The organism is Labrenzia sp. THAF191a (genome assembly GCF_009363335.1).
GTDB classification, from domain to species: domain Bacteria; phylum Pseudomonadota; class Alphaproteobacteria; order Rhizobiales; family Stappiaceae; genus Roseibium; species Roseibium algicola.
The window spans coordinates 47,935-71,582 of sequence record NZ_CP045336.1 but is presented as its reverse complement, the minus strand read 5'-3'; the positions used below and the strand labels follow the sequence as shown (position 1 = coordinate 71,582).

The window sequence follows — 23,648 nt, the reverse complement described above, 5'->3', positions numbered from 1 at the left end:
TTTGCGCGCAGTCTGTTTTGTATTCTGGGAGGCATGGCGACCGGCACAATCGGCTGGTCCGGGAACGTGCTCCTGTTGCCGGCCGGAATGCTGTTTCCGGCTTTCTGGGCTTACGCTCCGTCCCGATCCGTGGCGGCACTGGTAGCCGCCGCGCACTTCCTGGGAGCGTCACGGGGATTGCCTCAGGGCGCCAGCATCTTCTTCGGGTCCCAATATGCCATCGGCCTGGGGCTGTGGTTCGGGGCATCGCTCGTCTTTGTCGCCGTTCACTCTGCGCTTTGGACGCGAGGATCCGGATGGCCACGAATGCTGCGCTACCTGATCGCAAGTGTTTTGATGAGTCTGCCGCCCTTCGGGATATTGGGTTGGGCCAGCCCGATTACCGCGGCCGGTGTGCTCTTTCCGGGATGGGGCTGGTTGGGGCTGGCAGCAACCGCGATCCTGTTGCTCATGATGACCACAAGCCTTTGGCGGATCGCGGTTCCGGTGGTGGCCGGCTTTGCTGCCTGGTCCGCCGCATTCTGGACGCAACCAAAGGTAATTGAGGGCTGGACCGGCATCAACACCACTTTCGGTTACGAAGGGGCGGGACAGCCTGCCGGCTACAAGCAGCAGCGGGAAACCATTGCCATGGTCCGCGAGGCTGCCGCGCAGGGCGTGAAAGTCGCCGTCCTGCCCGAGAGTGCGCTCGGACTATGGACCCCGACGACGGAACGGCTTTGGAAAGACGCTTTGTCAGAACTGCCGGTGACTGTGATCGGGGGTGCGGCTGTTGTTCAAAAGAGCGGCTACGACACGGTGATGGTGGAGGTGTCAGGGAAGGGATCGCGAATTCTCTATCGCGAGCGCATGCCGGTCCCTGTCTCGATGTGGCAGCCCTGGCGGCGGTTCACAGGGGACGGAGGCGGCGCGAACGCCTATTTCTTCGACAATCCCGTCATGCAGGTCGCGGGCAGCCACGCCGCGCCTCTGATCTGCTACGAACAGCTCCTCGTCTGGCCCATCCTGCAATCCATGGCCATGGGCTCAGACGTCATCGTTGCGATCGGCAACGGCTGGTGGACGGGTGAAAGCAACATCACCGACATTCAACGCGCCAGCGTCACAGCATGGGCAAAGCTGTTCGATGTTCCGCTGGTGATCGCATTCAACGAGTGAATCCATGATAGACGCTGCCCTGATTGACCAATGTGCCGACCCTTCCCTGCAACCCGCCATCGTTGAGGAGTTCATCGCAGCGGTGGGTTCTGAGGATCCGCTAAGTGTGACCGTGCGTTCCGGGTCGAAGACGTTTCTGGTGCCAGGGGCAAAATCTCCGCAAGGGGCCGCGAAGCTAGTTCAGGATTATCTCGGCAAAGCCGTCGTGCGCGTCGGAATCACGCAATATCCGGTTGGCATTGGCATCTCGGACAAGTCGCAGGTCACCGCGGATGTGTTCGACGCCTGCAACAACATCAAGATCGGGACCGCGCTGTTTGCCCGTGTCTACAGGATTGTGACGAAGTGGTACGACACGCCGGTGCCGGAAGCCTTTCAAGACGCCATCGAGGCATACCTGTCGGGGTATTTCGACGGGGAGTATGTGTTCACAGCGGAAAATCAAAGTGAGAGCGATGACTTGGCAGCTCCGAGTCAAGCAGCCTTGGAGGAAAGTGCGCATGTACCAGAACATGAAAGTGCGGAGCCGTATCCAAAGAGTAAGCTTCGAAAACAACTATGGGCACTGGATCCGAACCAGGCGGATATTGGCGTCGATCTGTCTGAGATCGGGGACTTCAACAGAGAATGACCAGCCACATCGTTATTGCCGCATATCTCTGTGATGCGACGTGTCAGCCACAGCAATTGCGCGTTTGGGACGGCGACAGTTTCCTGATCAGCATGATACACGGCTCGGAGCGCGAGCGCGTCCTTGGCCTGGATACTGCGGAGATCAAGGGAAAGTGTTCTAATGAGATCCAGATGGCAAAGAAGGCCAAACGCCGGCTGGCCGAGCTGGCGGACGGCCAGCGAATTCAGATACTCCGGAACGGCAATGACAAGCACGGCCGGACTTTTGCTCGAGTTTTCATCAATGGCAAAAACGTTAGCCAAATTCTTATCAACAAGGGGCTTGCCCGGCCGTGGTTCGGTCATCGGTAACCGTAGTGCTTATCCTTTGAGTTCTTTATGCGCCGTAGAAGCTCCATCGGATCCATGTTGATCGCCAACGAAATCTGATAGATGCAATAACGGTTGGGTTCAGTTTTCCGCGTTCCAGGCTGCTCAGATATTGCTGACTGATGCCACTGATCGCCGCAATTTCCTTTTGCGTCATGTTCCCGCTATTCTGTAAGCGAAGTCTGCGCCCCACGTGGCTTCAGTTTGACGGCGTTAAGTTGCATGGCAGGAATTCGTCGATCCGGATTTTCGGATGGCCGCCGGCGATGGCCTTGAGGGGCGTCTTGAGATAGGCGAAGAGCTCCACGCCGTTAATTTTCGCGGTCTCGATGAGGGATGCGATGCGGCCACCTTCGTCATGGCCGGCGGAAAAGGCTTTCTTCCTGTTCAATGCAATTGGCCGGATCAAATTCCCGACGCTGTTGCAATCGATCTCGACACGGCCAACGTGAAGGAAGGTCTGTAAGCCGTCCCAGTGACGATGAATATAGGCGAACTTCTCACCGAGACGAGACTTGGCGGAGACCCGGAGGCGTTGCTCTTGCAACTATTGTCCGAAGGCAGTGAGGGGAGGCGCGGTGCGGGCCTGTCTGGCCGAGAGCCGCTACCCGGACGCCGTGCCTCGGATATCAGCTTCGACCCTGTAGAACTCGGCGATTCGGCGCAAGCCCTCGGCGGCGATCTCGGAGACATCGCGGTCGAACACTTCCTTCAGTTTCCGTCGTGCGTGCGCCCAGCATTGCGCGACGCGTATATTATTCGGGACCTCATGCCTGCTGATTTTAAGTATGCGGGTCGCGTAAATTCTATTGAAAGAACGCTACTCTGTTTCAGCTGGAACCAGCATGTCGAGCGGCCAACCACGGAGAAAGAAGTAACAATCCTAAGCCGCCAACCACGAAAACATCGGCCATATTGAAGGACGGCCAATGTGCTGCGCCAAAGTAGAAGTCAAGAAAGTCAGTCACTGCGCGATATCGCAGCCGATCCGTGACATTTCCGAGAGCACCACCAATGATCATTCCGTAAGCCAAGGCCTCGAACTTGCTCGCGGCACTGATCAAAAGCACCGACAGCCAGACGCAGACGGCAAACGCCAGCACGACAAGAACAAACCAATGCACTTCACCCAGCAGTCCAAATGACACGCCGCTGTTCTGCAAGTAAGTAAGATTGAGACCAGGAAAGACGGAGACACTGGGAGTCAAACTGGCTTTGTTTGCGACGATGATTGACTTCGATACCTGATCGACAAAGAACGCAGTTGCAACGCCTGCCAACCCGATCGTCAGAATTGGTCTCATCATTGCCATCCTTTTGGTGCGCTCAATTACTCGCATAACTCGCGAACACTTCCGTCGAACCGTCCCGCCGAATCAGGAAGACATCATAGGCTTCTCGCATGTCGCTCTGATCCATGCCCGGTGAGCCGAGCGGCATCTCGGGCAAGGCGAGACCAATCGCGTCTGGACGTTCTGATAGGAGACGCCGAATATCGGTCGCCGGGACATGACCCTCGATTACATAGCCGTCAACAAGTGCCGTATGGCAAGAGGCCATTCGCTGGGGCACGCCATTGTCGATCTTGAACCGCGTCAACGGTCCGGCAAACATGTCTTCGCCGGTCGTATTGAAACCATTTTCCTCAAGATGCTCCATCCAAGCCAGGCAACAGCCGCAACCGTTGGTCTTGCGGACCTCGACTAGACTTTGGTCAGCGAATGCCTGCGTAGATGACGACAATGCAAGAGTGAACATGAGAGCAGTGAGACATTTTTTCATGGAGCAGAGCCTTTTCGTTATGGATCGAATGCACTTACAGCCAAGAAGCGGTGATGCGGTTTGGGGATGCCGGTACTGTTCGCTTGCAGCCCGGGGAGCATCCGTTAAGACGCTCCTTGAGTATGGATCAGTTTGGCGAGTGGACCGTTGAAGCCACACCGACATTCATCAGATACCTTTTGCTCATTGAGGCACTTCCTCTTTTTCAGTCATTGCGCGGCGAATTTTGGGCACTGCGGTTTCTCGAGTCTCGTGGTAGTCGATAGCCCCAGCAAACTGCCCGTTTGTTTTGAACAAGAAGACGCTCGCGGTATGGTTCATGGTGTAGTCTTCACCATCTGTCGGTACCTTTTCATAGGTGACCCGGAACATATCTGCCGCTACCGCGATCTGCTCATTCGTTCCGCTCCAACCCCGGATGTTCGCGTCAAAGTAACCCACATACTCAGCCATCGCGTCGACGGTATCGCGTTCGGGGTCAACTGTAATGAAAATCACATTCAGTGCGTCCGAGTCATCGCCCATCATCTCAAGCCAACTCGATATGTCCGAAAGCGTGGTGGGGCAAACGTCGGGACAGAAAGTGAAACCGAAAAACACCATCGTCGCGCGACCGGTGAGGACTTCAGGGCCCACCGCGTTTCCTGCGTGGTCAGTGAGCCGAAACTCCATAGCGGGAAGATCAAGGGGACGCCGAATGAAAGGTTCCGGTGCACCCGGACCATCGACACGCCACCAGCCGACAAAAAGAATAAAGCTGATTGCCACGACGCCAAATACGCCATACTGAAGCAAACGCCGTTGCCGCATCAGTTCTCGGGTCCACGTGCCGCGATGCCAAGGATCGGAATTTCGACTGCCACTTCACCACCATCGGAGAAAACCAGGGTCATAAAAAAACTCTCACCCTCTTTCATTTTCCGTTGCAGCCCCATCAACATCGCATGAAGTCCTCCGGGTTCCAGCGTAACTGTTTCTCCCGGAGCAATTTCGATTTCACCGACTGGCGCCATAGAACTCACGCCTTGGTTATTCGTTGAAGTCCTGTGAATTTGAGTTTTCAGCGCAATATCCGTACTAATGCCTATTAGCGTTACTACAACGTCGCCGGTATTACGGATTTTCATGTAGGCGACGCCGGGACGACTGGTACCGATGGAGGTGCGAGACCATGCATCCTCAATTAGCACTTTGTCTGAGCCTGCTACGGAGGCTTCACAGAACCCTATGATTATCACGAGTGCCACCAGCGTTTGGCGCAGTACCTTTCTCATTTACATTCTTCCTTTGTAGATCGCTGTTCAGTTCTGAACCGCGGCAACTTCCGCCGAGACCAGGCGCCGCAGCTCAACATCACCGAATGGATCCAACGGTTTTCCGTTTACGAAGAATGTTGGCGTCTGCCGCACCCCAACAGCTTCGACGTCCGCACGGTCTTGGTTGAGGATCCCAACGACGTCGGGTGCAAGCATTTGTGTACGCGCGGCCTCTGCATCAAGACCCGCGGCAGCGGCAATGCCGAGTATCAAACCTGGCTGTGGTGAGCCGTGCGAAGCCCACCTGGGCTGTTCGCGTAAAACAGCCTCCAGCACAGGCTCGAAGACACCTTGCATTCGTGCGGCTTCGAGGATTCGGATCGCTTCTTCAGATGCCGCACCGTGAAATGCCGTGTAACGCATCACGACACGAACCACGGGTTCATGCTGCGCCAAGAGGTCTTTCACAATTGGATGAAACGCGCGACAGGCCTCACAGGCGGGGTCAAAGAACTCTACAATTGTGACAGGTGCGTTTTCTGGCCCAAGGATTGGTGAATAGGGCCGAACAAGGACCTCGTTGCCTTCTGAGACGAGAGGTTGGGCACTCTCCAAAGGCGCTTGGCGGTTCACATACCAGGCGGCACCGACGAAGCTGGCACTCGCAGGTGCGAGCACAGACAAGATCAAGGTGCGGCGGTTCATTTATGTGTCTCCTTGAGTGACAGGGCGGACAATAGGCTGATGAGTGCGAACGCGACGAACGCCATCAAAGGGATCGGAATGCCAAGGATCAATTGGTTGGAATCCGTGCAGGAAGGACCAATTGCAGAGCATGGCTGAATGGGCTCGGGAATCAGGCCTGCGTAAAGGCCTAGGTGCCAGAGTGCAACGGCACCGCCTCCAAGTGCCAACACTAGACCATAGCGACCAACTCGGCGGTCATGCCACCAAAGACCAAAACCAAGGACAATGACCAACGGAAACATGAAGGCCCGCTGAAACCAACAGAGCACGCAAGGCGTTTGGCCCAACACTTCGCCGATGAATAATACAGCGAGTGTAGCGACGAGTGATACGATCCAGGCAAGGACTAGGGCCATTTCTCCGGAAAAGCGGGCCATAAAGTCAGATCCCCTCTTCTAGTGTGGTGAAAACTGCTTCGCCGGGCATGTCGTTGTACCAACTACTCTCCCTCACAAGTGGCCGTAAATCATTTGTCAGGTTTACAGACGCGTTCCGGTCAGCGCCGGTAGAGGTGTGAATTGTTTTCATTTTGGTCAAATCCAATGCGAGGATGTCTATTGTGGCGTGGGTTTCCGGTAGAGCAGCAAAACTGGTTGCCAAAAAACACGACCACCAGTATCCGGCGCGTCCTAAAAACCTCAGAGTTCGTACACGTTTGGAGATCAAACAGTTCGAATGTGGCAGTAACTGACTACTGAATTACCTTTTTCGGAACACGTATAATTCCTAAAGCCACTAGAGGTTCAAGCTCAAATTTGCGGACGTGCTTGATTGTCGCGCGGAAGCAAATAGCTTAGGTTCGGCGCTGCTGAAAGTCCATTTCGCTCCGTACAATTTTGTATTTGGATAACTAATTCATGCTCACGATCGGCGGTCTTGCAAAGAAAACAGGCACGAAAGTGCAGACTATTCGCTATTATGAACAGATCGGGCTTCTACCAGAACCGGACCGTACTGAGGGGGGACAGAGACGCTATAGTAATGAGCAACTCGACAAACTTTCATTTATTCGCCATTCGCGGCAGCTTGGTTTTTCATTGGAAGAAATCCGGGAGCTCCTGGACCTCTGCGATCATCCCGACCGGCCCTGCGGCAAGGCTGACACGATTGCACGTCGGCAGCTTAAGCAGGTCGAACAGCGCATCGCGCGTTTGCAGGCGCTTCGCACAGAACTAAAGCGCATGGTCCGTGAATGCAGCGGTGGCCGCACAGCTGACTGTCGGGTATTAGAGGTACTCCGAGACCACTCCGAGTGTTTAACTGATCACGATGAGATAGGTGCTTAGGCACTACTTTGACGGTCATTGCTTCGATTTTCCCCGCCTATTACTTGCTTGGCTCTGATGATGGATCATGTCTTAAACTTTATGGCCGTCTTCGGTTCGGAAATAAATCGGGGCGGCGGCATCGCAAATTAGATTCTGAAAATCAAACAACCCACATGTTCCCTTTGCGGGTGAGATAGTACAGAAACCAGAGTAATGGGCCTTGTCGGAATTTCGTTCGCAGACAGGGAGCAACAGCTGCCCTTCAGAGTCTAAATTTTTTGGGTGGCCACCTCTTAAACCTCTAGCGACTATAGAAACTACATACATACTCGGTCGATACGAGGAACAATCACATGCCCGATGCTGCCCCCCTTCTTGCCGCCACGCAGTTACTCGATTACCGCGCACCATCCGTTGTCCGTCTGACTGAAGATCGGAAATGGCTCCGACTGCCTCAGTACGATCGCATAGGCGCAATCTACGACTTTGTTCGAAACGAAATCGCCTTCGGCTACAATCGGGCGGACAACATTCCCGCGTCTGAAGTACTTCGAGATGGGTACGGCCAGTGCAACACCAAGGGAACGCTCCTAATGGCGCTATTGCGCGGTGTAGGTATCAAGTGCCGCCTGCGAGGGTTCACGATTCACAAGGAGCTACAACGTGGTGTCGTCCCGGATTTGATCTTTCCGATCGCACCACAAGAAATTCTTCATTCCTGGGTTGAGGTCGAGTTCGACGGCAAATGGATTAATCTCGAAGGATTCATTCTAGATGAAAAATTCTTGAGCGTTCTCCAGCAGACCTTTTTCGGAAACAAGAGCTTGTGTGGTTTCGGTGCGGGCACCGATTGCCTTGACGCGCCACCGGTTCGCTGGGAGGGGCATGACACCTACATTCAAGAGACGGGCATCGAGCAGGACTTTGGTGTGTTTGAAACGCCGGATCAATTCTATTCAGAGCACATGCAAAAATTCGGACGAGTGAGGGGCTGGCTTTACCGGTTCATCATACGTCACTGGATGAACACTCGCGTCCGTGCCATTCGATCAGGTCGATTAAAGCCCAGTAGGTCTGCAATCCATGATCACGGAGGTATCGCAGATGCCGCATGACCACCACGGGCATAGTCACGTGCACCTCGATCCTCAAAGCGGCGACCGCAGAGTCGGCGTGGCAATTTGGGCTAATGGCCTTCTGACGATCGCACAAATAGTGGGCGGCCTCTTTGCCGGAAGCCTTGCACTGATTGCAGACGCCTTGCACAATTTTTCAGACATGGCCGCGCTGATTATTGCCTTCGCTGCCCGCAAGATTGCGCGGCGCCCTGCGGATGAACGTATGACATTCGGCTACGGACGCATAGAAACAGTAGCTGCGCTCATCAATTATACGACCCTTATTATCGTCGGCCTTTACCTAATTTATGAAGGAGGAATGCGCCTGATTGAACCACCGGACGTCCAGGGCTGGACGGTCGTGATTATCGCAGGGTTTGCTCTCGGCGTAGATGCTTTGACAGCAGCACTGACCTGGTCGATGCAAAAGGGAAGTCAGAACATTCGTGCCCTGTTCTTGCACAACCTATCGGATGCACTGGCGTCCGTTGCGGTAATCGTCGGCGGGACCTTGATCATCCTATTCGATATGCGATGGGTCGACCCCGCTGTTACCATCGGCATTGCGGGATACATCCTCTATCTGGCAGTGACGGAGATTGGCGGACCGGTCAGAACGTTGATGCTGGGGAGTCCCCCGGACATCGAAGGACATGATGTCGTCGATCTACTGCGCGCAACATCTGGGGTTCGCGAGGTACATCATGTACACCTATGGCAGATGGAAGAGAACGCTCCAGCGTTGGACGCTCATGTAGTCGTCGAAGAAGTTGACTGGAAACAGTTGGAGGCAATCAAGTTGGAGCTGAAAGAAAAACTATCAGATTCCTTCGGCATCGTTCATACCACTCTGGAGTTTGAGCGCGAGGGTGTGTGCGAAAACGATGTTCCGTTGTTTGGGCATGATCGGTCTTATAAGCAAACGTGACATGCCGTGTCGTCCGTCAGCGCCACTGGGACAGATTAGATTAATTGCATAACGGAGGATTTCAGGCTCATCGTAACCGTCAAGGAGTGCAGATGAGAATGAAATCCGGGAAGCAAAAACAGTCGGCCGAGAATGCTGTCAGAGACATCAGGCGCAAGACCCGTCGGCAGTTCAACGCCGAAGAGAAGATACGGATCGTGCTCGAAGGCTTGCGCGGCGAAGAAAGCATCGCCGAACTGTGCCGTCGCGAGGGTATTGCCCAGAGCCTCTATTACAGTTGGTCAAAGGAATTTCTAGAAGCCGGGAAACGGCGCCTTGCAGGAGATACGAGCCGACAGGCAACGGCACCGGAGGTGAAGGAGCTTCGGGCTGAAGCATCGGCGTTGAAGGAGGCCGTTGCCGATCTGACCCTGGAGAACCGACTACTCAAAAAAAGCATGACCGGCGATGGGGAAGACGACGAATGAGATATCCGGCATCCGAGAAGCTCGATATCATTCGCATCGTCGAACAGTCACATCTTCCGGCAAAGCGAACCCTGGACATGCTGGGCATCCCGCGGACGACTTTCTATCGCTGGTATGACCGGTATCTGTCGCTTGGCGAGGCCGGGCTTGCGGACCGGTCGTCACGACCGGGTCGGGTCTGGAACCGCATCCCTGATGCCGTGCGCCGACAGATCGTCGATCTGGCGTTGGAAGAACCTGATCTATCGCCCAGAGAACTGGCGGTCCGGTTTACCGATACAGAGCGCTATTTTGTCTCCGAGGCCAGTGTCTATAGGCTTCTGTAAGCGCAGGACCTGATCCCGAGCCCGTCATACATCACCATCAAGGCAGCAGATGAGTTCCATGAGAAGACCGTTCGGCCAAACCAGCTTTGGCAAACCGACTTCACCTATCTCAAGGTTGTCGGTTGGGGTTGGTTCTATCTCTCGACAATCCTGGATGACTACAGCCGCTACGTTGTTGCCTGGCGGCTTTGTGCGACCATGAAAGCCGGAGACGTCACTGCTACCCTTGAGGAGGCCTTGATTGCTTCAGGCTGCAACAGCGTCACCGTCACCCACCGGCCGCGCCTGCTCAGTGACAATGGCAGCAGTTATATCTCCGGCGACCTGGCTGATTGGCTCGAGGATCAGGGCATGGACCATGTCCGCGGCGCCCCCAATCATCCACAGACACAGGGGAAGATCGAGCGTTGGCACCAGACGCTCAAGAACCGCATCCTGCTCGAAAACTACTACCTGCCTGGCGCACTCGAACAGGCAATCGGCGCGTTCATCGAGCACTATAATCATCAGCGCTATCATGAAAGCCTCGGCAATCTAACACCAGCCGATGTTTACTTTGGCAGGGGCGAAACAATCCTCAGACGAAGAAAGGAGATCAAAGAACGGACAATCCACAGACGCCGCTTGCTGCACCGTCAGAGCACAGCGTAAACTAAAAGAAAAATGAGCCAGATCCTCCGTGACCGATCAGGCAATCCTGCCCCAAATCATCTGACGACGGACAACATGCCGCAGCTAACGCATGGTGCGATCAAATCGGATTGCCGCGATGTTTGGTTACTGCGGCCTTGTGAGCTGTTAAGGCCGTGCGGCCGAACAATCGATCCCAGAGTTATAAGGGACAATTTGACAATTCGCCGTACATCGTCCCCGTAACCAGCTGAATTTACCGATTGTCGGTTCACGACAATACTACAATCGGTGACCCGACAGGCACCCGTCCAAAAAGATCGATTATGTCTTGGTTCATCAATCTGACGCAGCCGCTGGAAACCGCGGTGCCAATTGTCCAATATTCAGAAGTTCCATGTAAGCGATAGAGCGTGTCGCGATTTCCCTGAAAAATATAAAGCGCTCTCGCTCCTAGAGGATTTTCCAACCCGGGAGGCATTCCACCGTTCCGCCAACTCCATTTCTCGAGTTCCGGTTCCCGCTCGATCATTTCCTCTGGTGGTGTCCATTTGGGCCACTCAGTCTTGCGCGCAATCCGAGCCCGTCCTGACCATTCGAATCCGGCCCGACCAAGCCCCACTCCATATCGCATTGCCTTTTTGTTTTCCTGAACCAGGTAGAGATAAAAGTTTTGCGTGTCGACAACAAGTGTGCCCACTTTTTCAGGAGTGTTGTAATCAACTTGCTGGCGGTAGAAACGCTCTGGTACTTTTTTCAAGTTAATTGCCGGTAGCGGAAACCGCTCGGTTGGCATAGCGCCATACATCGATATGTAGGCTGGGTCTTCAGAATATGGCACTGGTTTTATATGTGCCTTGTCAGAGGCACATCCGCTAACAACGACGCTAGCAAAGCATGCCGATCCTGAAAGAAAGGATCTTCTTGAGAGGTAAGTCATTCAGATACTACTTGTTTGTTTGGGGAAATAGCCAAGACCTTTCAGATCAACCAAATAATGCTTTTTCTCTCCATACGTAAAAGTCGATCAAAGCGGTCAGATGAAACGCTCGACAAATGATCGTCCAAAGCTCGTACTTGGGTTTCTGTCTTCTTGGGCTAATGCAGCTCTCATTTGTAAAGGCACGCGCCGGATGCAGCCACGTGCCTGACCAGAGTTTTCGGCTATTGGGTACTCACAAAACGACCACTCTTGTGCCTAAAGGCACGCGTTCATAGAGATCTTCAACATGAGCATTGATCATCCGAACGCAGCCGTTAGAGACGGATCGACCGATAGAGGAAGGTTCGGTGGTTCCATGGATCCGGTACATGGTGTCCCGACCGTTTCGATAAAGGTAAAGCGCTCTTGATCCAAGAGGGTTATTCGGTCCACCAGGGACACCATTTGCGTATTTCCGATATTTGCCGGGGTTACGACGTATCATGTTTGCGGTGGGACGCCAGCTTGGCCACTCCGCCTTGCGTTTTATTACCGCCTCCCCTTTCAGCGACAATCCCGCTTTGCCGACACCAATTCCATAGCGGCGCGCCCTGCCGAAACTCTGAACGAGGTAGAGGAAATGATTTTTCGTATCGACAACTATCGTCCCAGGAGGATAGGAAAAGTATCGTACGGATTGCGGTTCGAATTTGGGGTCGATCTTGAACTGTTTCTTGTCATGTGCATAAGCAGGCATGACAAAGGCTCCAACTGCTCCGACGGAGCCAATGAGTAAATTACGACGAGTAATCATCGCTTTTCTCCAAAAAATTACTAACGATCGCAGGAAGCTTTGCAGCGATAAAGCTGCCACGTGTCAGTAAATTCTTGGAGGCCTGTCTTCTGGCTTTGGATCTTTGGAAAAAAGGCCAAGCAATACAGTATCTTCCAAAACCAATTCCGCCTTCAAAAATCTCGGTTCCAACGAACCCGCAATTGACACGCAATCGACTCCACACTTGGCTAGTTTTTGAGACTTTGCTTGGTTGCTCGTTCGATTGCAGCACCTGAGGTTATGCGACGTGAGTGTTTCGGACACGATCGAGGCGTTTTGAACTGCTTTTTGGTCTGGAAGCACCGGCTCCCCGGCTGTCTGGGCAGCACCAATTGCGGCGGCGGAATGAAGCCCCGTATAAAACACAATCAGTATGGTTAAGACCCACTTACGCATTCGCAATACGTACAGATAAATTCTCAAGAAATCCATAACTGCGAAAACGGAAAATGAAATTTGAAACGCCAGCACTTTGACAAAGCTGTGAAATTGAAAAAAATCGCCTGCGTCACTTGAAGCTCTAGTTACTAGAGAGGCTATCTTGCAGAGAGAAAGTGCAAGAGGCCGCAAATGACTATACACCCCGACAGTTCAAAACTAATAGTCCGTTTCAGAGTCGAAGGCATGGATTGTGCCTCATGCGCTTCAAAGATCGACACCGCTTTACGCCGCTTGCCGGGGATTGAGGAGGTGGCAGTATCCGTGCCCGGAGCCAGTTTGTCGATCAGCCATGACGGTACGGTTTCCAAAAACCAGGTCATGCAGCGGGTAAGGCACCTCGGTTTTGGCATCGCGCCGGCCGAACCCATGTCGCAAAACCATGCGAGCCATGTTGCGGATCAACCATGGTGGAGGACACGCAAGGCTCTGTTGACGATTTCGTGCGGCATGGCACTCATCAGTGCTTTTTTGATTGGCCAACTAATTCCGGAAGCGGCGTATTGGGCGTTCTTGATTGCTATGCTAGTCGGTCTCGTTCCGGTGGCGCGCCGTGCGTTTGTGGCCGCCACATTGGGCAGCCCGTTTTCAATAGAAACGCTGATGACTGTCGCGGCGGTTGGTGCGGTGCTGATAGGGGCAACCGAAGAAGCTGCTGTTGTAGTCTTTCTCTTTCTGGTTGGTGAAATGTTGGAGGGTGTTGCTGCTGAGCGTGCGCGGGCCAGTATTGCGGGCCTCGCCGATTTGATTCCAAAGACTGCCTATCTGGAACAAGGAAATACCATCTCGGAAGTGCCCGCAGATAGGCTTTCTGTTGGCGACGTCATCGTTGTGAGGCCGGGTGATCGTATTGCCGCAGATGGGGAAATCACTGAAGGTTCGTCCGAGATAAACGAAGCACCTGTGACCGGCGAGAGTGTCCCCAGACGTAAGTCACAGGGGGACACAGTATATGCAGGAACCATTAGTCTAGACGGAGTTTTGCGCATCAGAGTGACTGCTGCCGCCGACGATAATACGATCGCCCGCGTGGTCCGTCTGGTCGAAGAGGCACAATCTAGTAAGGCACCGACCGAGCGGTTCATTGACCGGTTCTCACGCTACTATACGCCAGGGGTTCTTGTGTTGGGAGCTCTTATTGCGACGGTGCCGCCAGTCTTTGCTGGCGCTGACTGGAGCGAATGGATCTACAAGGGACTTGCCATTCTCTTGATTGGCTGCCCTTGCGCCCTGGTTATTTCCACACCGGCGGCAGTTGCCGCCGGTCTGGCGAGCGGGGCTCGGCGCGGCCTCCTAATGAAGGGGGGCGCCGTGCTTGAGGGTTTTTCAGCGATAACGGCGGTGGCTTTCGACAAAACCGGAACTCTCACAGAAGGACGGCCGGTGGTTACCGATATCAGGTCATTTGGGAGCAGCGATCAGCGGTTGCTGAGCCTTGCGGCAGCATTGGAGCAGGGATCGAACCATCCACTTGCTCTCGCAGTTTTGCAAAAGGCTGCCTCGGAGAATGCACCCATTCCGCCTGCATCCGAAGCACGCGCGGTCACCGGGAAAGGCGTCGAAGGGCGGGTTGGCGGTGTGCCGGTTTTTCTTGGATCCGCGACCGCTGCTCGCGACCGGGTCAGCATGACTGAAAATCAGATTGCGGTTGTAGATGCGTTCAATGCCGAGGGCAAAACTGTTTCTGTGCTGCTTGTAGACAACAAGGTTTCCGCTCTTTTCGCCATGCGTGACGAACCAAGGACAGATGCGATAGACGGTCTCGCTTCCTTAAAGACGAAGGGAATCCGCACGCTGATGCTGACGGGCGATAACACCCGAACTGCCACGGCGATTGCAGACACGCTTGGCATCGAGCCGCGTGCGGACCTTCTACCGCAAGACAAGCAACGGGTCGTGAATGAACTACGCGCGGACGGCCTGAAAGTTGCCAAGGTGGGAGACGGCATCAACGACGCGCCGGCTCTGGCCGCCGCGGATATCGGCATCGCCATGGGAGGGGGCACGGATGTGGCACTTGAAACTGCCGACGCTGCCATATTGCATGGGCGGGTGATGGACGTTGCCAAGATGATAAACCTGTCTCATGCGGTGATGAGGAACATTAAACTGAACGTGGGGATGGCTCTGGGCCTGAAAACTTTGTTTTTGGTGACGACCGTTTTGGGTGTAACCGGTCTTTGGCCAGCAATCCTTGCCGACACAGGCGCAACAGTACTCGTCACCGCAAATGCTATGCGGCTCCTGGCATGGAAAGGGGAAACCTGAATTCAAGCGGGTTGGGGCTGGATGCGCAGCGTTTTCAACAAGTGAAACAGCTCTAATCGACATTACCGAGACTAAATGAACGCCTTCCAGGATTTCAGACCAAACAAAACCGCCGAAGAAAACTTTGCGACAAAACTGTATCTTTGGCCACCGTCAGGTGCTTGGTGCACTTTGACGACCCAGTATGGTTAAGCATTCGTAGCCAATATTGATCGGGATATTTCAGCACCATTCGTTCACTTGGAATTTAGAGCCGGTCCGCCAAACTGGGTTTGCAGGTCTTCCCGGTTAGAACAATGATGTACCAATCACGTTTTCTGTGGCCGAAAGAGGTTTAACTGCCCGCGAGATGATTAGTTCAGGCAATGATCACGAAAGTCTATCAAATCAGCGAATTTTGCTGATCGATACCGTTCGCGGTGTTGCTATTTTTGGCGTTGTGCTTTTTCACTTTGTTTGGGATCTCGAGTTTTCAGGTTTAATCGACGGAATCGCGTTCCATCCTGTTTGGCTTGCATTCGGCCGCCTGCTCGCCGGAACTTTCATGTTTCTGGTTGGCGTGAGCCTTGTCCTTGCGCACGGTAAAGGACTCAAACTAAATAGATTTGTAACACGTGTGGCGATGATCGGTGCAGCTGCGATTTCGATTTCATTCGTCACGTGGATCGCATTTCCGCAGACCTACATTTTTTTCGGCATCTTGCACGCGATTGCGGTTTCTTCTCTTTTGGGTGTTCTGTTTCTAAATTTGCCCGCCCTGGTCTCACTAATCTCGGGAGCTGGCTTACTCATCCTGCCGCAGTTCTTAAAATTGGAACTGTTCAACACCCGGTGGCTCGCATGGATTGGCGTGTCTAGTTCCCCCCCACCCAGCAACGATTTCGTTCCAATTCTGCCATGGGCCGGATTGACCTTGATCGGCGTTTTTCTAGCCAAGATTTTTTACAAAAAGAGCGGCGATTCACGCTCATTTCCCGATCTGCACAATACCAAACTGACCAGGATCCTATCCTGGATGGGGCGCAACAGTTTATTGATATACTTGGTTCACCAGCCATTGCTCCTCGTTATCATTCTGCCCGTCGCGCGAATGCTTCGCTAAGGCAGAGGCTCCAATTAAATTTCACAACACCAAAAAAATTCATTGCTGAGACAACAAAGGTTTGTATGGGTCGGACAGCGCTGCTTTTGGTCTGCTAACCGGTACGGCGCTACTCGATGTTTTCCTCGCGAGGAATTCAGCTCCCCTTTCCAAAAGAACATTTCGAAACCTAGAGTGCATTCCACCGTCGGCGTAAGAACTTACGATATTGCCGCCCCCTTCCCGAAGTTGTTCAACTGAGCTTAGGTCAGCAGCAATCTTTTCTGAAACTCTTTGCGGTGGTTGTTCCAACTGCGGGCACTGTCCAAGTGGGCCGTAGTCAGCTCCTGGGTCCTTCGCTGCTCCAAAACGATATCTTCCTTCGCAAAATCGGAATTCTGGCGGACGCCGCAGGACTTCGAACGTGGTGGAAGCTTCTTTGAGGTCCAGCCAGAAACTGAGGTTTGGATTGTCGTAGTGCCTCGCAAGATTTTCAGGTGTCATGCGAAAAGGGAGTGATTGCACCTGCACGGAAGGTTGCCCGGCGCGCAATGCGTCCCGAACTAGAGCATACACTTCGGTGATTTGCTCGTCTGTGATTGCGAAGCACCCGGAAGACGAGCAGGCTCCGTGGACCATGAGCGCAGTTCCAGAGTAACCCTTCGCGCGCTCGAGTTTGTTCGGATACCCCAAATCAAATGAAAGGAAATACTTGGAGTTGGGGTTTAGCCTCCCGAGCGTGACTTCATATATGCCTTCAGGTGCCTGGCGATCACCTTCTGCTCGTTTGGGACCCAGATCGCCGGACCAACGACACATCTCGTATGTTTTTAGGAGGACATAATCGCCGGCGCGTCTTTTTTTCCAAACCTCAAGCTCACTTTCCTGTTTAAAAATTCGGATAAAAACGGGATCCGATCCCTTGACCCCTTTGTTGCGCATCAACGCCGTGACCTTGTATGGAATTGCAATTTCTCCGCGTGATTCCATTTCGAGTGACGAACCTACACATCCCGCGAGCAGAAGCGTGAAAATTGTCATGCTCACACTCAGCACCCTACGGGCGATTTGTGCCTGTTTAAACATCTCCAAATGCATAACTACCTGACACTTCGTTAGGAGACTCACATCTCGGGAGAGCTGTGTTCATTATTCGATTTCCGCGCTGTACGAATTCGTCGAGAGCTTTTGGCTCTCTCGCAACTCAGAAAGAACAGAGCTGTTACATATACAAGCACAGTAGCTGCACATTTAATTATCGGGAAAAGTGGTTATTATTTGTTTTTGACACTAGGGGGTTCGTAATCCCTTTTGCGCACTCGTCAAATTATTGCGATAGACAAGCCACACCAAACTTGCGAATACCCCTAGCGCGACAACGCTAAGCCAGCCCCAGTTACGTTCTACAGTCTCTACTATCGCAACACCAAACACATATCCAAACGCAACTAGCAACATGGTCCACAAGGCAGCAGATCCTGCGTTGAAAACAGTGAAACGCAACCAGGACATATTGCTTAACCCGACCGGAAATGCGCCGATCGTTCGCATACCTTTTGGATATCGGTACAAAAAAATGTATTTGGCTCCGTGCCTCGCAAGCAAGCCTTCAGCTCGTTTGACAATCACACCTAATCTTGGCAGCCGGCTTGTCAAATAGTCACCATATCGCCGCGCAAGATAAAACCGTGCTTCATCTCCTAAGTATCCGCCAAGAAAGGATGCCGCAGATACTGCAAATATCGAAAGATCACCAGTGCTGGCAAAGATAGCAGCAAACAGCGGCAGAGCCCCACTTTTCATCGCACAATAGAAAAAAAGTATCCCGTATACCAAGTACGAATTTAATCTGATCCATTCTTCAAGCGCGTCCATCGACAATACCCAGCCAACATATCGGTACTGTACCTACGACGTTGGAACTGTGTTGGATTGTTTTTCCAAGGTAGCAGTGAGAGGCTTTCTGCGAGGGCCGTCTTTTTCGGCCGTAAGGCCATTCTCAAAAAGGTTGAATTGTCACGAGCGGGATCAGGCCGCCTGTAGTTGTTGGACGTATGCTGTGGAACCTCGGTTGGTCGCGGCGATCCAATCAATGGGTTGCTCTGCCTCCAAAAAACTTTCCGAAATATTCACCTGAATTGCCTTCTGGATTTCTTTTTAAACTCTCGATTGTCAGGGGGCACGCCAAATCCTCCTTTATTTAATTCAAGGACCATCAACGGAAGAAATGTAAGCATATCAGTCGGTTGCAGGAAAAAGATAAAATTTTAGACAAGTCTAATTAGATTTATAGTAAAAAGCAATTCAAATATTTGTATATATTTCTTTTTATTTGATTTAATACTTACCGCGAAGCTTTTATTCAAATAAAATTCAAGATGACATCGTGAGGCCAGCCTTAAGGGAGGGCTTTGGGATGAAAAGACTACAAAATATACTTCTGCCAACAACTTTTCTGGCATTGTTGGTAACTTCTTCCGCGTCTGCGTCAGCCGATACCGGGCGCTTTATGGACATGAACCAAGACGTAAAAGCACCCATCGGATACGTACAGTTTTGCCAAGACAACATTGGTGCTTGTTCAAATGAACGCTATGAGCCGGTCGTCGTAAAATTGACGGAAGAAAGATGGCAGGAATTGCTCGCGATTAACACGGATGTAAATCGTCGTGTTCGGCCAATGACCGATGACGATCTCTATGGCAAACCAGAGTATTGGACCTACCCAGACGGCGGATATGGAGATTGTGAGGAATATGTCCTTGAAAAGCAACGAGAGCTTCTAAATGCGGGATGGCCGCGCAGCACTCTGCTAATCACCGTCGCAAAGGACCTCCAGAATGGTGGTCATGCTGTGCTGACAGTCCGCACAGACTACGGAGACATGATATTGGACAACCAAGCTGAAACAGTTCTGCCTTGGTATTCGACGCCGTACCGATACATTAAACGTCAATCTCCGTATTCCGCCGCGCTTTGGACCGGGATTGACGACGCCCGCGTGACCACTGTTGCCAGCGTACCAAGGAAGTAACGGTTTACTCTAGACGTCCAGGAGCCTTCCTTTGGGACTGCGGTCTTAGTTGATGCGCAGAACAGTGAGGAATGAGCCCGCTGATTAGGCTTCGGAATTAATTGCGTTCTTAAGGCCGCAGCTTCTTTGGACATCATGATAAGTTCGAAAAGCTGCACATCTAATCAGGAGAAGCGTTTCTGCAAAGCGGTGTTCACGGCTTCTGATAGCAGCACGAGAACAATGATCGCCAGCGTCACTGTCGCGGCCTTGTCGTACTGAAACGAGCGGACGTAGGTCTGAACATAAAGGCCGATGCCGCCCGCGCCGACGATGCCGAGAATCAGGCTCTCGCGCAAATTCAGTTCGAACCGGAAGACGGTATCGCGCAGGACCACCGGCGCCATTTGCGGCCAGATCCCCCAGCGCAATTGCTGCAATCTGTTGGCGCCCGCGCTTTCCAGTGCCTTCACGGGCTCAGGCGAGACGGTATCGATCGCCTCGGCGTAGAATTTCGCCAGCATACCCGTCGCGTGAAATGTCACTGCCAGGATACCGGGCAACGGTCCAAGGCCGACTGCACCGACCATCAGCATGGCAACCAGGATCAGCGGAATTGCCCGCACGATCGCAAGCAGCGATCGGACGGGCCGCCAGATTGCCGGCGGAACCAGTGTTTCCGCTGCCAAAATGCCAAGAACGACGGAAAACAGGACGGCGAAGAAGGTTCCAAGGATGGCAATGCGCAGGGTCTCCGCCAGACCTTGCAGAACTTCCGGCCAAATGGACATGTCTGGCGGCAGCATCCGGCCGAAAAATTCGCCCAGGCGCGCCATTGCGCCGGGGAGCTTTTCCAATCCCATATCGGCGCTTCCCAGTGACCACAAGATGGCAGCGGCCAGCACAAGCCAGGTCACGGCGCGTGACATTAGCTCACCACTCGCAGTTCGGCGCTCGGAGACGCGCCATGATAAAGCTCCGAAATATCGGAAGCGCTTACCTGCCCCGAGGGCCGGTCGAAGAGCAGTTTGCCGTCGCGCAGGCCGATGATGCGATCGGCGAAACGCTGTGACAACTCCGGCTGATGCGAGCTGAAAACGACGGTGATGCCGCGTTTGCGGGCGGCGGCGGTAATCAGGCCGAGAATTTTCTCGGCATTGGCCGGATCGAGATTGCTGACCGGTTCGTCTGCCAGGATCAGTTTCGGTTCCTGGGCCAGGCACCGTGCGATGGCGGTGCGTTGCCGTTGTCCGCCGGAGAGTTTGTCCGCGCGGCGCGCGGCCAGATCGGTCAATCCGGTATCCTCTAGAACACCGGAGACGACAAGGTGATCGCGTTCACCGAAGCGACTCCAGAGCGATTGCCAGGTCCGCATCCGGCCAAGCCTTCCGTTCATCACGTTCTGGTAAACGCTCAACCGGTCAACCAGCGCGAATTCCTGGAAAATGAACCCGACGTCCGATCTTGCGTCTCTGGGCGGACGCGCTGTCGCGGAGTAAGTTGTCTCCAGAACTTCTGCCGTACCGCGCCAGTTCCGCAACCGCCCGTCAAGAAGTGCCAGCAGAGTTGACTTTCCCGCCCCTGACGGCCCCAGAAACGCAACGCTTTCTCCTGCCTTCAGAGTCAGGGAGACATTCGACAAGGCAGGATGTTCGTCGAACTGATGCGTGACATCGCAAAGGGCAGCGGCAACGCTCATTTCAGGAAACCATAACGCCGAGCGGTTTCGCGAACGCCTTCATAGACCTCCGGGTCAGCGGTAACATAGCCGTCCGGGCCGTAGAGATAGGCCAGCAGATAGCGGTTTTCCGGATCGTTCAGGCTAAGCATCACGTTAACGAACCTTGTCTGCAATCCGGCATCGAGACCGGGGCGTGCAATGACCGCATGACTCGGGATCTGTTCCGATTCCGCCAGAACCCTGACTTCTGCCTGCTGGTCCGGCGTTAAAAAGAGATCCGCATATTGGCTCGCTCCGGCGGCATCGACCAGTCCGTTAGCCATGGCCTGCATCGCCTGCTGGTATCCGCCTGCGAAGAATTTCCGGCCGAAAAAGCTGTCGGCGTCATCAGTTCCGGAGATCAGGCCTTCGCGGACAAACAGATCCAGTGGATAAATATAACCGGATTCCGATACAGGGTCTGCGAAGGCAATGTCACGCCCCTTGAGATCGGCAAGGGTTTCAATGCCGCTGTCCTTGCGGACGAAGACCCGTCCGGAGTAGCTGGGCTGACCCCGATAGACTTCCGACAAAAGCGGTACGGCTCCGAGCTGATCTTCCGCGAGAACAAATGGTAGGGCGCCCATGAAGGAAATGTCGGCATCGCCGTTTCGAAGCGCTTCGACTGCGGCTGCATGGTCAAAAGTGACGAAACCGATGACGGGGACACCCATGTGCTCCGACAGCCAGCCGGTGATGACTTTGATATCTCCCAGAAGCTTTTCCGGGTTCTCCTGCGGAATGAAGGCCAAGGTCAGGCCCTCCTCGGCAGCGAGAGCCGGCAGGACGAAGCTGGCGGAGGCAGCGGCCAGGAACGTGCGGCGGTTCAGCATCAAAACATCCTCTCGTCAATTGCGGCCTGCATGGTATTGAACTTTTGCCATTGCTGTTCCGCCTCGCCCCAGTCTCCTTCAGCGCTGGCATCGCCCACGGCCCTCAGGATAGCGCTGAGTTCATAGATTTCGGGTTTTGCCGCCTGATTGGTCATCACGCTGGCGTCGGCTGCAAGATCCGGCGCAACCGTGTCGATGAGCAACGCGATATTCTGGGCATCACGGGCGGGCAGAAGTGTGTCCAGGGTCGACGCGAAGGTGGTCAGCTCTTCCCAGGACAGGCGGAAGACACTGTCACGGCCTTCAAAGCGCTGATAGGGCTCTTCGCCATCGCCGATGGCTTCCAGATACGCCGTCAGGTCTGCTCGTTGCTCTTCGTCCAACCCAAGATTCCTGGTGTCGTTGAACCAATCCACAACGCTGGCCAGCGTCGGCAGCGAACCGTCATGCATATAGGGGGCGGTGAAGTTAATGTTGCGCAGCGTTGGCGTTTCGAAGGCTGTGGCCGTGCCTCCGGGGAAAGGCCGCTCTGAGCTCCCGATATCGTGTGTCAGTCCATCCGTGAAGTTCTGATCCGGCGTGTGGCAGGACGCGCAGGACTTGCCGTTCAGTCCTGGAAAATCAGTATTGAAGATGGCTTCACCCTGCTTTGCCGCGTCGGAGGCCTTGTCGGTCAGCCGGCCTGCCCGGTCGATTTTCGGGTTCGGCAGCCAGTCGAACTCACGGACATAGGCGACTAGCGCATCAAGCTGGAACGGGGTCGGCTCCTTGCCGGCAAATTCGGTAACGATCACGTTGCGGATGAAGCGGCGCAGACTGGGTTCGCGTCCGTCACGGCCATAAGGCGCGGTGAACCGTATACCGCGCATCGACGGCGTATCGAGGTGATCGTCCTTCCGGTCATTGAACATCGGATTGAAGAAAGCACCGTCGACATCCATCCCCCCGGGGCGATAGCTGAGGCCCGGAATGAAGAACTCCCTGTTGATGTCAGATCTGTTATGGCAGGTGGAACAGGCAATCCCAAGTTCCTGCGCCGGACCGCCGAAGATCTCAGGACTGTCAAACAGCATGTCGCCATAAGCGACAAGCGGCAGGTTGGCTTCGTCTTCACCGGCTTCCTCGAATTGAAGAATAAGGCGCGGCAGCTCGCTTTGATCGGCGATGTTTGATCCCGGAGGCAATGTTGCGGGCAGTTTCACTTCCGGTCCAGAAAGGAAAACCGTTTCCGGAACAGGAGCCAGCTTGTCACGAGTTGCAAATTCTGCCGGCAAGTAGTTGGTACGAATGTAATCGGAAACATCTTTGCGGGCGTTTGCGAATTCTGCCTTGTTGCTTTCCTGTCCGCCTTGGCCCAGAACGCCGCCACTGCCCAGGGACGAGTTTAGGATGAGCCATGCCCTGCCAAGCTGGCGAGCGGCAGGCTCATCGGCGGCGCGAATAGCATCTTCAAAGGCGCGGTAAAGCGTTTCGGCCTTGGCCAACTCAGTGGCTGCTTCTGGAGTTCCGAGCCTGGCATCCGCATTTTCCAGGTGACGCAGTATCCCCTGAGCAACGATGACCGTTGCCGCTTCAAACAGCGCCTGCCTGTCCTGCACTTGAAGAGCACTGTTAAGAGCAGCGGCTTCCTCGTCACTTGCTCTGGAAACCGCGGCATACGGCAGTGAGCTGCCTGGAACGGCGCGGTTCCAGCTGGCTTCAATTTTCTCCCAGGGGACTGGGGAAAGGTTTCCCAGAAACAAGGTGTGCCGATAAGCGGCTGCACGTGGAGCCCAGGGGGCTTCTTTGATTGCGGTGGCTTGCGCGGTTAGCGGAACAAGGCAGATCGCTGCGCTGGCAAGGAGAGTTTTCATAGC

25 protein-coding genes and 2 pseudogenes are annotated in these 23,648 nt (G+C 54.0%); 10 read left to right on the top strand and 17 right to left on the bottom strand.

The features are described from left to right. The first annotated feature begins 33 nt into the window (after positions 1 to 33). Genes FIV05_RS31260 through FIV05_RS31250 form a run of 3 tightly spaced genes read left to right on the top strand, consistent with a single transcriptional unit; the run spans position 34 to position 2,142 of the window. Positions 34 to 1,158 (top strand): conjugal transfer protein TraB, encoded by a 1,125-nt coding sequence (locus tag FIV05_RS31260; protein ID WP_008188261.1) that lies wholly within the window; start codon positions 34 to 36, stop codon positions 1,156 to 1,158. A gap of 4 nt (positions 1,159 to 1,162) precedes the next feature. Continuing rightward, the gene (locus FIV05_RS31255; RefSeq protein ID WP_008188277.1) at positions 1,163 to 1,789 is read left to right on the top strand and encodes a hypothetical protein; all 627 of its coding nucleotides are present in this window, start codon (positions 1,163 to 1,165) and stop codon (positions 1,787 to 1,789) included. Further along, positions 1,786 to 2,142, top strand: a complete 357-nt coding sequence (locus tag FIV05_RS31250; RefSeq protein ID WP_008188322.1) for a thermonuclease family protein — start codon at positions 1,786 to 1,788, stop codon at positions 2,140 to 2,142. The genes FIV05_RS31255 and FIV05_RS31250 overlap by 4 nt, the downstream gene beginning before the upstream one ends. A 25-nt stretch (positions 2,143 to 2,167) precedes the next feature. Here FIV05_RS31250 and FIV05_RS31245 read toward each other — a convergent pair whose 3' ends face one another. The 9 genes and pseudogenes from FIV05_RS31245 to FIV05_RS31210 form a co-directional block, all read right to left on the bottom strand. Beyond that, a complete protein-coding gene (locus FIV05_RS31245) occupies positions 2,168 to 2,317 on the bottom strand; it encodes a helix-turn-helix transcriptional regulator (protein WP_008188335.1) in 150 nt (49 codons plus the stop codon). Positions 2,318 to 2,359: 42 nt separating this feature from the next. Then, on the bottom strand, positions 2,360 to 2,467 hold the full coding sequence (locus tag FIV05_RS32010; protein WP_265936784.1) for a hypothetical protein: 108 nt from the start codon (positions 2,465 to 2,467) through the stop codon (positions 2,360 to 2,362). 96 nt (positions 2,468 to 2,563) lie between these two features. Beyond that, positions 2,564 to 2,866, bottom strand: a pseudogene (locus FIV05_RS32005) (transposase); the annotation flags it as partial. 124 nt (positions 2,867 to 2,990) lie between these two features. Next, the gene (lspA, locus tag FIV05_RS31235; protein ID WP_040450310.1) at positions 2,991 to 3,464 is read right to left on the bottom strand and encodes a signal peptidase II; all 474 of its coding nucleotides are present in this window, start codon (positions 3,462 to 3,464) and stop codon (positions 2,991 to 2,993) included. 22 nt (positions 3,465 to 3,486) lie between these two features. Further along, positions 3,487 to 3,942 (bottom strand): DUF411 domain-containing protein, encoded by a 456-nt coding sequence (locus FIV05_RS31230; RefSeq protein ID WP_040450265.1) that lies wholly within the window; start codon positions 3,940 to 3,942, stop codon positions 3,487 to 3,489. 183 nt (positions 3,943 to 4,125) lie between these two features. Beyond that, a complete protein-coding gene (locus FIV05_RS31225) occupies positions 4,126 to 4,752 on the bottom strand; it encodes an SCO family protein (protein WP_008188278.1) in 627 nt (208 codons plus the stop codon). Next, positions 4,752 to 5,216 carry a copper chaperone PCu(A)C gene (locus FIV05_RS31220; protein ID WP_040450263.1) on the bottom strand — a complete coding sequence of 155 codons (465 nt, stop codon included), beginning with the start codon at positions 5,214 to 5,216 and terminating at the stop codon, positions 4,752 to 4,754. Before FIV05_RS31220 ends, FIV05_RS31225 begins: the two co-directional genes overlap by 1 nt. Positions 5,217 to 5,243: 27 nt before the next feature. Next, complete coding sequence (locus FIV05_RS31215) at positions 5,244 to 5,903, bottom strand: thioredoxin domain-containing protein (RefSeq protein ID WP_008188213.1); 660 nt, start codon at positions 5,901 to 5,903, stop codon at positions 5,244 to 5,246. Further along, on the bottom strand, positions 5,900 to 6,322 hold the full coding sequence (locus FIV05_RS31210) for a disulfide bond formation protein B (RefSeq protein WP_008188234.1): 423 nt from the start codon (positions 6,320 to 6,322) through the stop codon (positions 5,900 to 5,902). The genes FIV05_RS31215 and FIV05_RS31210 overlap by 4 nt, the downstream gene beginning before the upstream one ends. A gap of 480 nt (positions 6,323 to 6,802) precedes the next feature. On the opposite strand from FIV05_RS31210, the gene FIV05_RS31205 reads away from it, so the two are divergent. The 4 genes and pseudogenes from FIV05_RS31205 to FIV05_RS31190 all read left to right on the top strand — a co-directional run bounded on the left by FIV05_RS31205 (position 6,803) and on the right by FIV05_RS31190 (position 10,703). After that, positions 6,803 to 7,231 carry a helix-turn-helix domain-containing protein gene (locus FIV05_RS31205; protein ID WP_008188248.1) on the top strand — a complete coding sequence of 143 codons (429 nt, stop codon included), beginning with the start codon at positions 6,803 to 6,805 and terminating at the stop codon, positions 7,229 to 7,231. Positions 7,232 to 7,566: 335 nt separating this feature from the next. Then, positions 7,567 to 8,328: a transglutaminase family protein gene (locus FIV05_RS31200; RefSeq protein WP_008188268.1), complete on the top strand. Its 762-nt coding sequence runs from the start codon at positions 7,567 to 7,569 to the stop codon at positions 8,326 to 8,328. After that, positions 8,318 to 9,259: a cation diffusion facilitator family transporter gene (locus FIV05_RS31195; protein ID WP_040450261.1), complete on the top strand. Its 942-nt coding sequence runs from the start codon at positions 8,318 to 8,320 to the stop codon at positions 9,257 to 9,259. Before FIV05_RS31200 ends, FIV05_RS31195 begins: the two co-directional genes overlap by 11 nt. A 92-nt stretch (positions 9,260 to 9,351) precedes the next feature. Continuing rightward, a pseudogene (locus tag FIV05_RS31190) lies at positions 9,352 to 10,703 on the top strand (IS3 family transposase). Between the two features lie 250 nt (positions 10,704 to 10,953). Here FIV05_RS31190 and FIV05_RS31185 read toward each other — a convergent pair. Together FIV05_RS31185 and FIV05_RS31180 are read right to left on the bottom strand one after the other, a co-directional pair. Continuing rightward, positions 10,954 to 11,622 (bottom strand): L,D-transpeptidase, encoded by a 669-nt coding sequence (locus FIV05_RS31185; RefSeq protein ID WP_134853287.1) that lies wholly within the window; start codon positions 11,620 to 11,622, stop codon positions 10,954 to 10,956. Between the two features lie 235 nt (positions 11,623 to 11,857). Continuing rightward, a complete protein-coding gene (locus FIV05_RS31180; protein WP_008188287.1) occupies positions 11,858 to 12,361 on the bottom strand; it encodes a L,D-transpeptidase in 504 nt (167 codons plus the stop codon). A 648-nt stretch (positions 12,362 to 13,009) separates the two neighbouring features. Here FIV05_RS31180 and FIV05_RS31175 point away from each other — a divergent pair. Together FIV05_RS31175 and FIV05_RS31170 are read left to right on the top strand one after the other, a co-directional pair. Continuing rightward, entirely contained in the window at positions 13,010 to 15,145 is a 2,136-nt protein-coding gene (locus tag FIV05_RS31175) for a heavy metal translocating P-type ATPase (protein ID WP_081450442.1), read from the top strand. Positions 15,146 to 15,464: 319 nt separating this feature from the next. Next, entirely contained in the window at positions 15,465 to 16,247 is a 783-nt protein-coding gene (locus FIV05_RS31170) for a heparan-alpha-glucosaminide N-acetyltransferase (RefSeq protein WP_286202352.1), read from the top strand. A 39-nt stretch (positions 16,248 to 16,286) separates the two neighbouring features. Here the strand turns inward: FIV05_RS31170 and FIV05_RS31165 are convergent, their stop codons facing one another. Next, positions 16,287 to 17,267: a murein L,D-transpeptidase family protein gene (locus tag FIV05_RS31165; protein ID WP_040450304.1), complete on the bottom strand. Its 981-nt coding sequence runs from the start codon at positions 17,265 to 17,267 to the stop codon at positions 16,287 to 16,289. Between the two features lie 249 nt (positions 17,268 to 17,516). Beyond that, positions 17,517 to 18,101 carry a DedA family protein gene (locus FIV05_RS31160; RefSeq protein WP_040450252.1) on the bottom strand — a complete coding sequence of 195 codons (585 nt, stop codon included), beginning with the start codon at positions 18,099 to 18,101 and terminating at the stop codon, positions 17,517 to 17,519. A gap of 541 nt (positions 18,102 to 18,642) precedes the next feature. Between FIV05_RS31160 and FIV05_RS31155 the strand changes: the two genes are divergently transcribed. After that, the gene (locus FIV05_RS31155; RefSeq protein WP_008188219.1) at positions 18,643 to 19,260 is read left to right on the top strand and encodes a transglutaminase-like cysteine peptidase; all 618 of its coding nucleotides are present in this window, start codon (positions 18,643 to 18,645) and stop codon (positions 19,258 to 19,260) included. Between the two features lie 164 nt (positions 19,261 to 19,424). Here the strand turns inward: FIV05_RS31155 and phnE are convergent, their stop codons facing one another. From phnE to FIV05_RS31135, 4 genes are read right to left on the bottom strand one after another with little or no spacing between them, the layout of a single operon-like run. Continuing rightward, entirely contained in the window at positions 19,425 to 20,168 is a 744-nt protein-coding gene (gene phnE, locus FIV05_RS31150; protein ID WP_040450250.1) for a phosphonate ABC transporter, permease protein PhnE, read from the bottom strand. Beyond that, on the bottom strand, positions 20,168 to 20,938 hold the full coding sequence (locus FIV05_RS31145; RefSeq protein WP_008188375.1) for an ATP-binding cassette domain-containing protein: 771 nt from the start codon (positions 20,936 to 20,938) through the stop codon (positions 20,168 to 20,170). The genes phnE and FIV05_RS31145 overlap by 1 nt, the downstream gene beginning before the upstream one ends. Next, complete coding sequence (locus FIV05_RS31140; protein WP_008188307.1) at positions 20,935 to 21,792, bottom strand: phosphate/phosphite/phosphonate ABC transporter substrate-binding protein; 858 nt, start codon at positions 21,790 to 21,792, stop codon at positions 20,935 to 20,937. Before FIV05_RS31140 ends, FIV05_RS31145 begins: the two co-directional genes overlap by 4 nt. Beyond that, positions 21,792 to 23,645, bottom strand: coding sequence for a cytochrome c peroxidase (locus FIV05_RS31135; RefSeq protein ID WP_008188231.1), 1,854 nt, complete (start codon positions 23,643 to 23,645; stop codon positions 21,792 to 21,794). The genes FIV05_RS31140 and FIV05_RS31135 overlap by 1 nt, the downstream gene beginning before the upstream one ends. Positions 23,646 to 23,648 lie beyond the last annotated feature (3 nt).

Bases quoted from the DNA above. Each gene is read 5' to 3' on its own strand.
- FIV05_RS31260 (WP_008188261.1), top strand. From the start codon at position 34: ATGGCGACCGGCACAATCGGCTGGTCCGGGAACGTGCTCCTGTTGCCG.
- FIV05_RS31255 (WP_008188277.1), top strand. From the start codon at position 1,163: ATGATAGACGCTGCCCTGATTGACCAATGTGCCGACCCTTCCCTGCAA.
- FIV05_RS31250 (WP_008188322.1), top strand. From the start codon at position 1,786: ATGACCAGCCACATCGTTATTGCCGCATATCTCTGTGATGCGACGTGT.
- FIV05_RS31245 (WP_008188335.1), bottom strand. From the start codon at position 2,317: ATGACGCAAAAGGAAATTGCGGCGATCAGTGGCATCAGTCAGCAATAT.
- lspA (WP_040450310.1), bottom strand. From the start codon at position 3,464: ATGAGACCAATTCTGACGATCGGGTTGGCAGGCGTTGCAACTGCGTTC.
- FIV05_RS31230 (WP_040450265.1), bottom strand. From the start codon at position 3,942: ATGAAAAAATGTCTCACTGCTCTCATGTTCACTCTTGCATTGTCGTCA.
- FIV05_RS31225 (WP_008188278.1), bottom strand. From the start codon at position 4,752: ATGCGGCAACGGCGTTTGCTTCAGTATGGCGTATTTGGCGTCGTGGCA.
- FIV05_RS31220 (WP_040450263.1), bottom strand. From the start codon at position 5,216: ATGAGAAAGGTACTGCGCCAAACGCTGGTGGCACTCGTGATAATCATA.
- FIV05_RS31215 (WP_008188213.1), bottom strand. From the start codon at position 5,903: ATGAACCGCCGCACCTTGATCTTGTCTGTGCTCGCACCTGCGAGTGCC.
- FIV05_RS31210 (WP_008188234.1), bottom strand. From the start codon at position 6,322: ATGGCCCGCTTTTCCGGAGAAATGGCCCTAGTCCTTGCCTGGATCGTA.
- FIV05_RS31205 (WP_008188248.1), top strand. From the start codon at position 6,803: ATGCTCACGATCGGCGGTCTTGCAAAGAAAACAGGCACGAAAGTGCAG.
- FIV05_RS31200 (WP_008188268.1), top strand. From the start codon at position 7,567: ATGCCCGATGCTGCCCCCCTTCTTGCCGCCACGCAGTTACTCGATTAC.
- FIV05_RS31195 (WP_040450261.1), top strand. From the start codon at position 8,318: ATGCCGCATGACCACCACGGGCATAGTCACGTGCACCTCGATCCTCAA.
- FIV05_RS31185 (WP_134853287.1), bottom strand. From the start codon at position 11,622: ATGACTTACCTCTCAAGAAGATCCTTTCTTTCAGGATCGGCATGCTTT.
- FIV05_RS31180 (WP_008188287.1), bottom strand. From the start codon at position 12,361: ATGCCTGCTTATGCACATGACAAGAAACAGTTCAAGATCGACCCCAAA.
- FIV05_RS31175 (WP_081450442.1), top strand. From the start codon at position 13,010: ATGACTATACACCCCGACAGTTCAAAACTAATAGTCCGTTTCAGAGTC.
- FIV05_RS31165 (WP_040450304.1), bottom strand. From the start codon at position 17,267: ATGACAATTTTCACGCTTCTGCTCGCGGGATGTGTAGGTTCGTCACTC.
- FIV05_RS31160 (WP_040450252.1), bottom strand. From the start codon at position 18,101: ATGGACGCGCTTGAAGAATGGATCAGATTAAATTCGTACTTGGTATAC.
- FIV05_RS31155 (WP_008188219.1), top strand. From the start codon at position 18,643: ATGAAAAGACTACAAAATATACTTCTGCCAACAACTTTTCTGGCATTG.
- phnE (WP_040450250.1), bottom strand. From the start codon at position 20,168: ATGTCACGCGCCGTGACCTGGCTTGTGCTGGCCGCTGCCATCTTGTGG.
- FIV05_RS31145 (WP_008188375.1), bottom strand. From the start codon at position 20,938: ATGAGCGTTGCCGCTGCCCTTTGCGATGTCACGCATCAGTTCGACGAA.
- FIV05_RS31140 (WP_008188307.1), bottom strand. From the start codon at position 21,792: ATGCTGAACCGCCGCACGTTCCTGGCCGCTGCCTCCGCCAGCTTCGTC.
- FIV05_RS31135 (WP_008188231.1), bottom strand. From the start codon at position 23,645: ATGAAAACTCTCCTTGCCAGCGCAGCGATCTGCCTTGTTCCGCTAACC.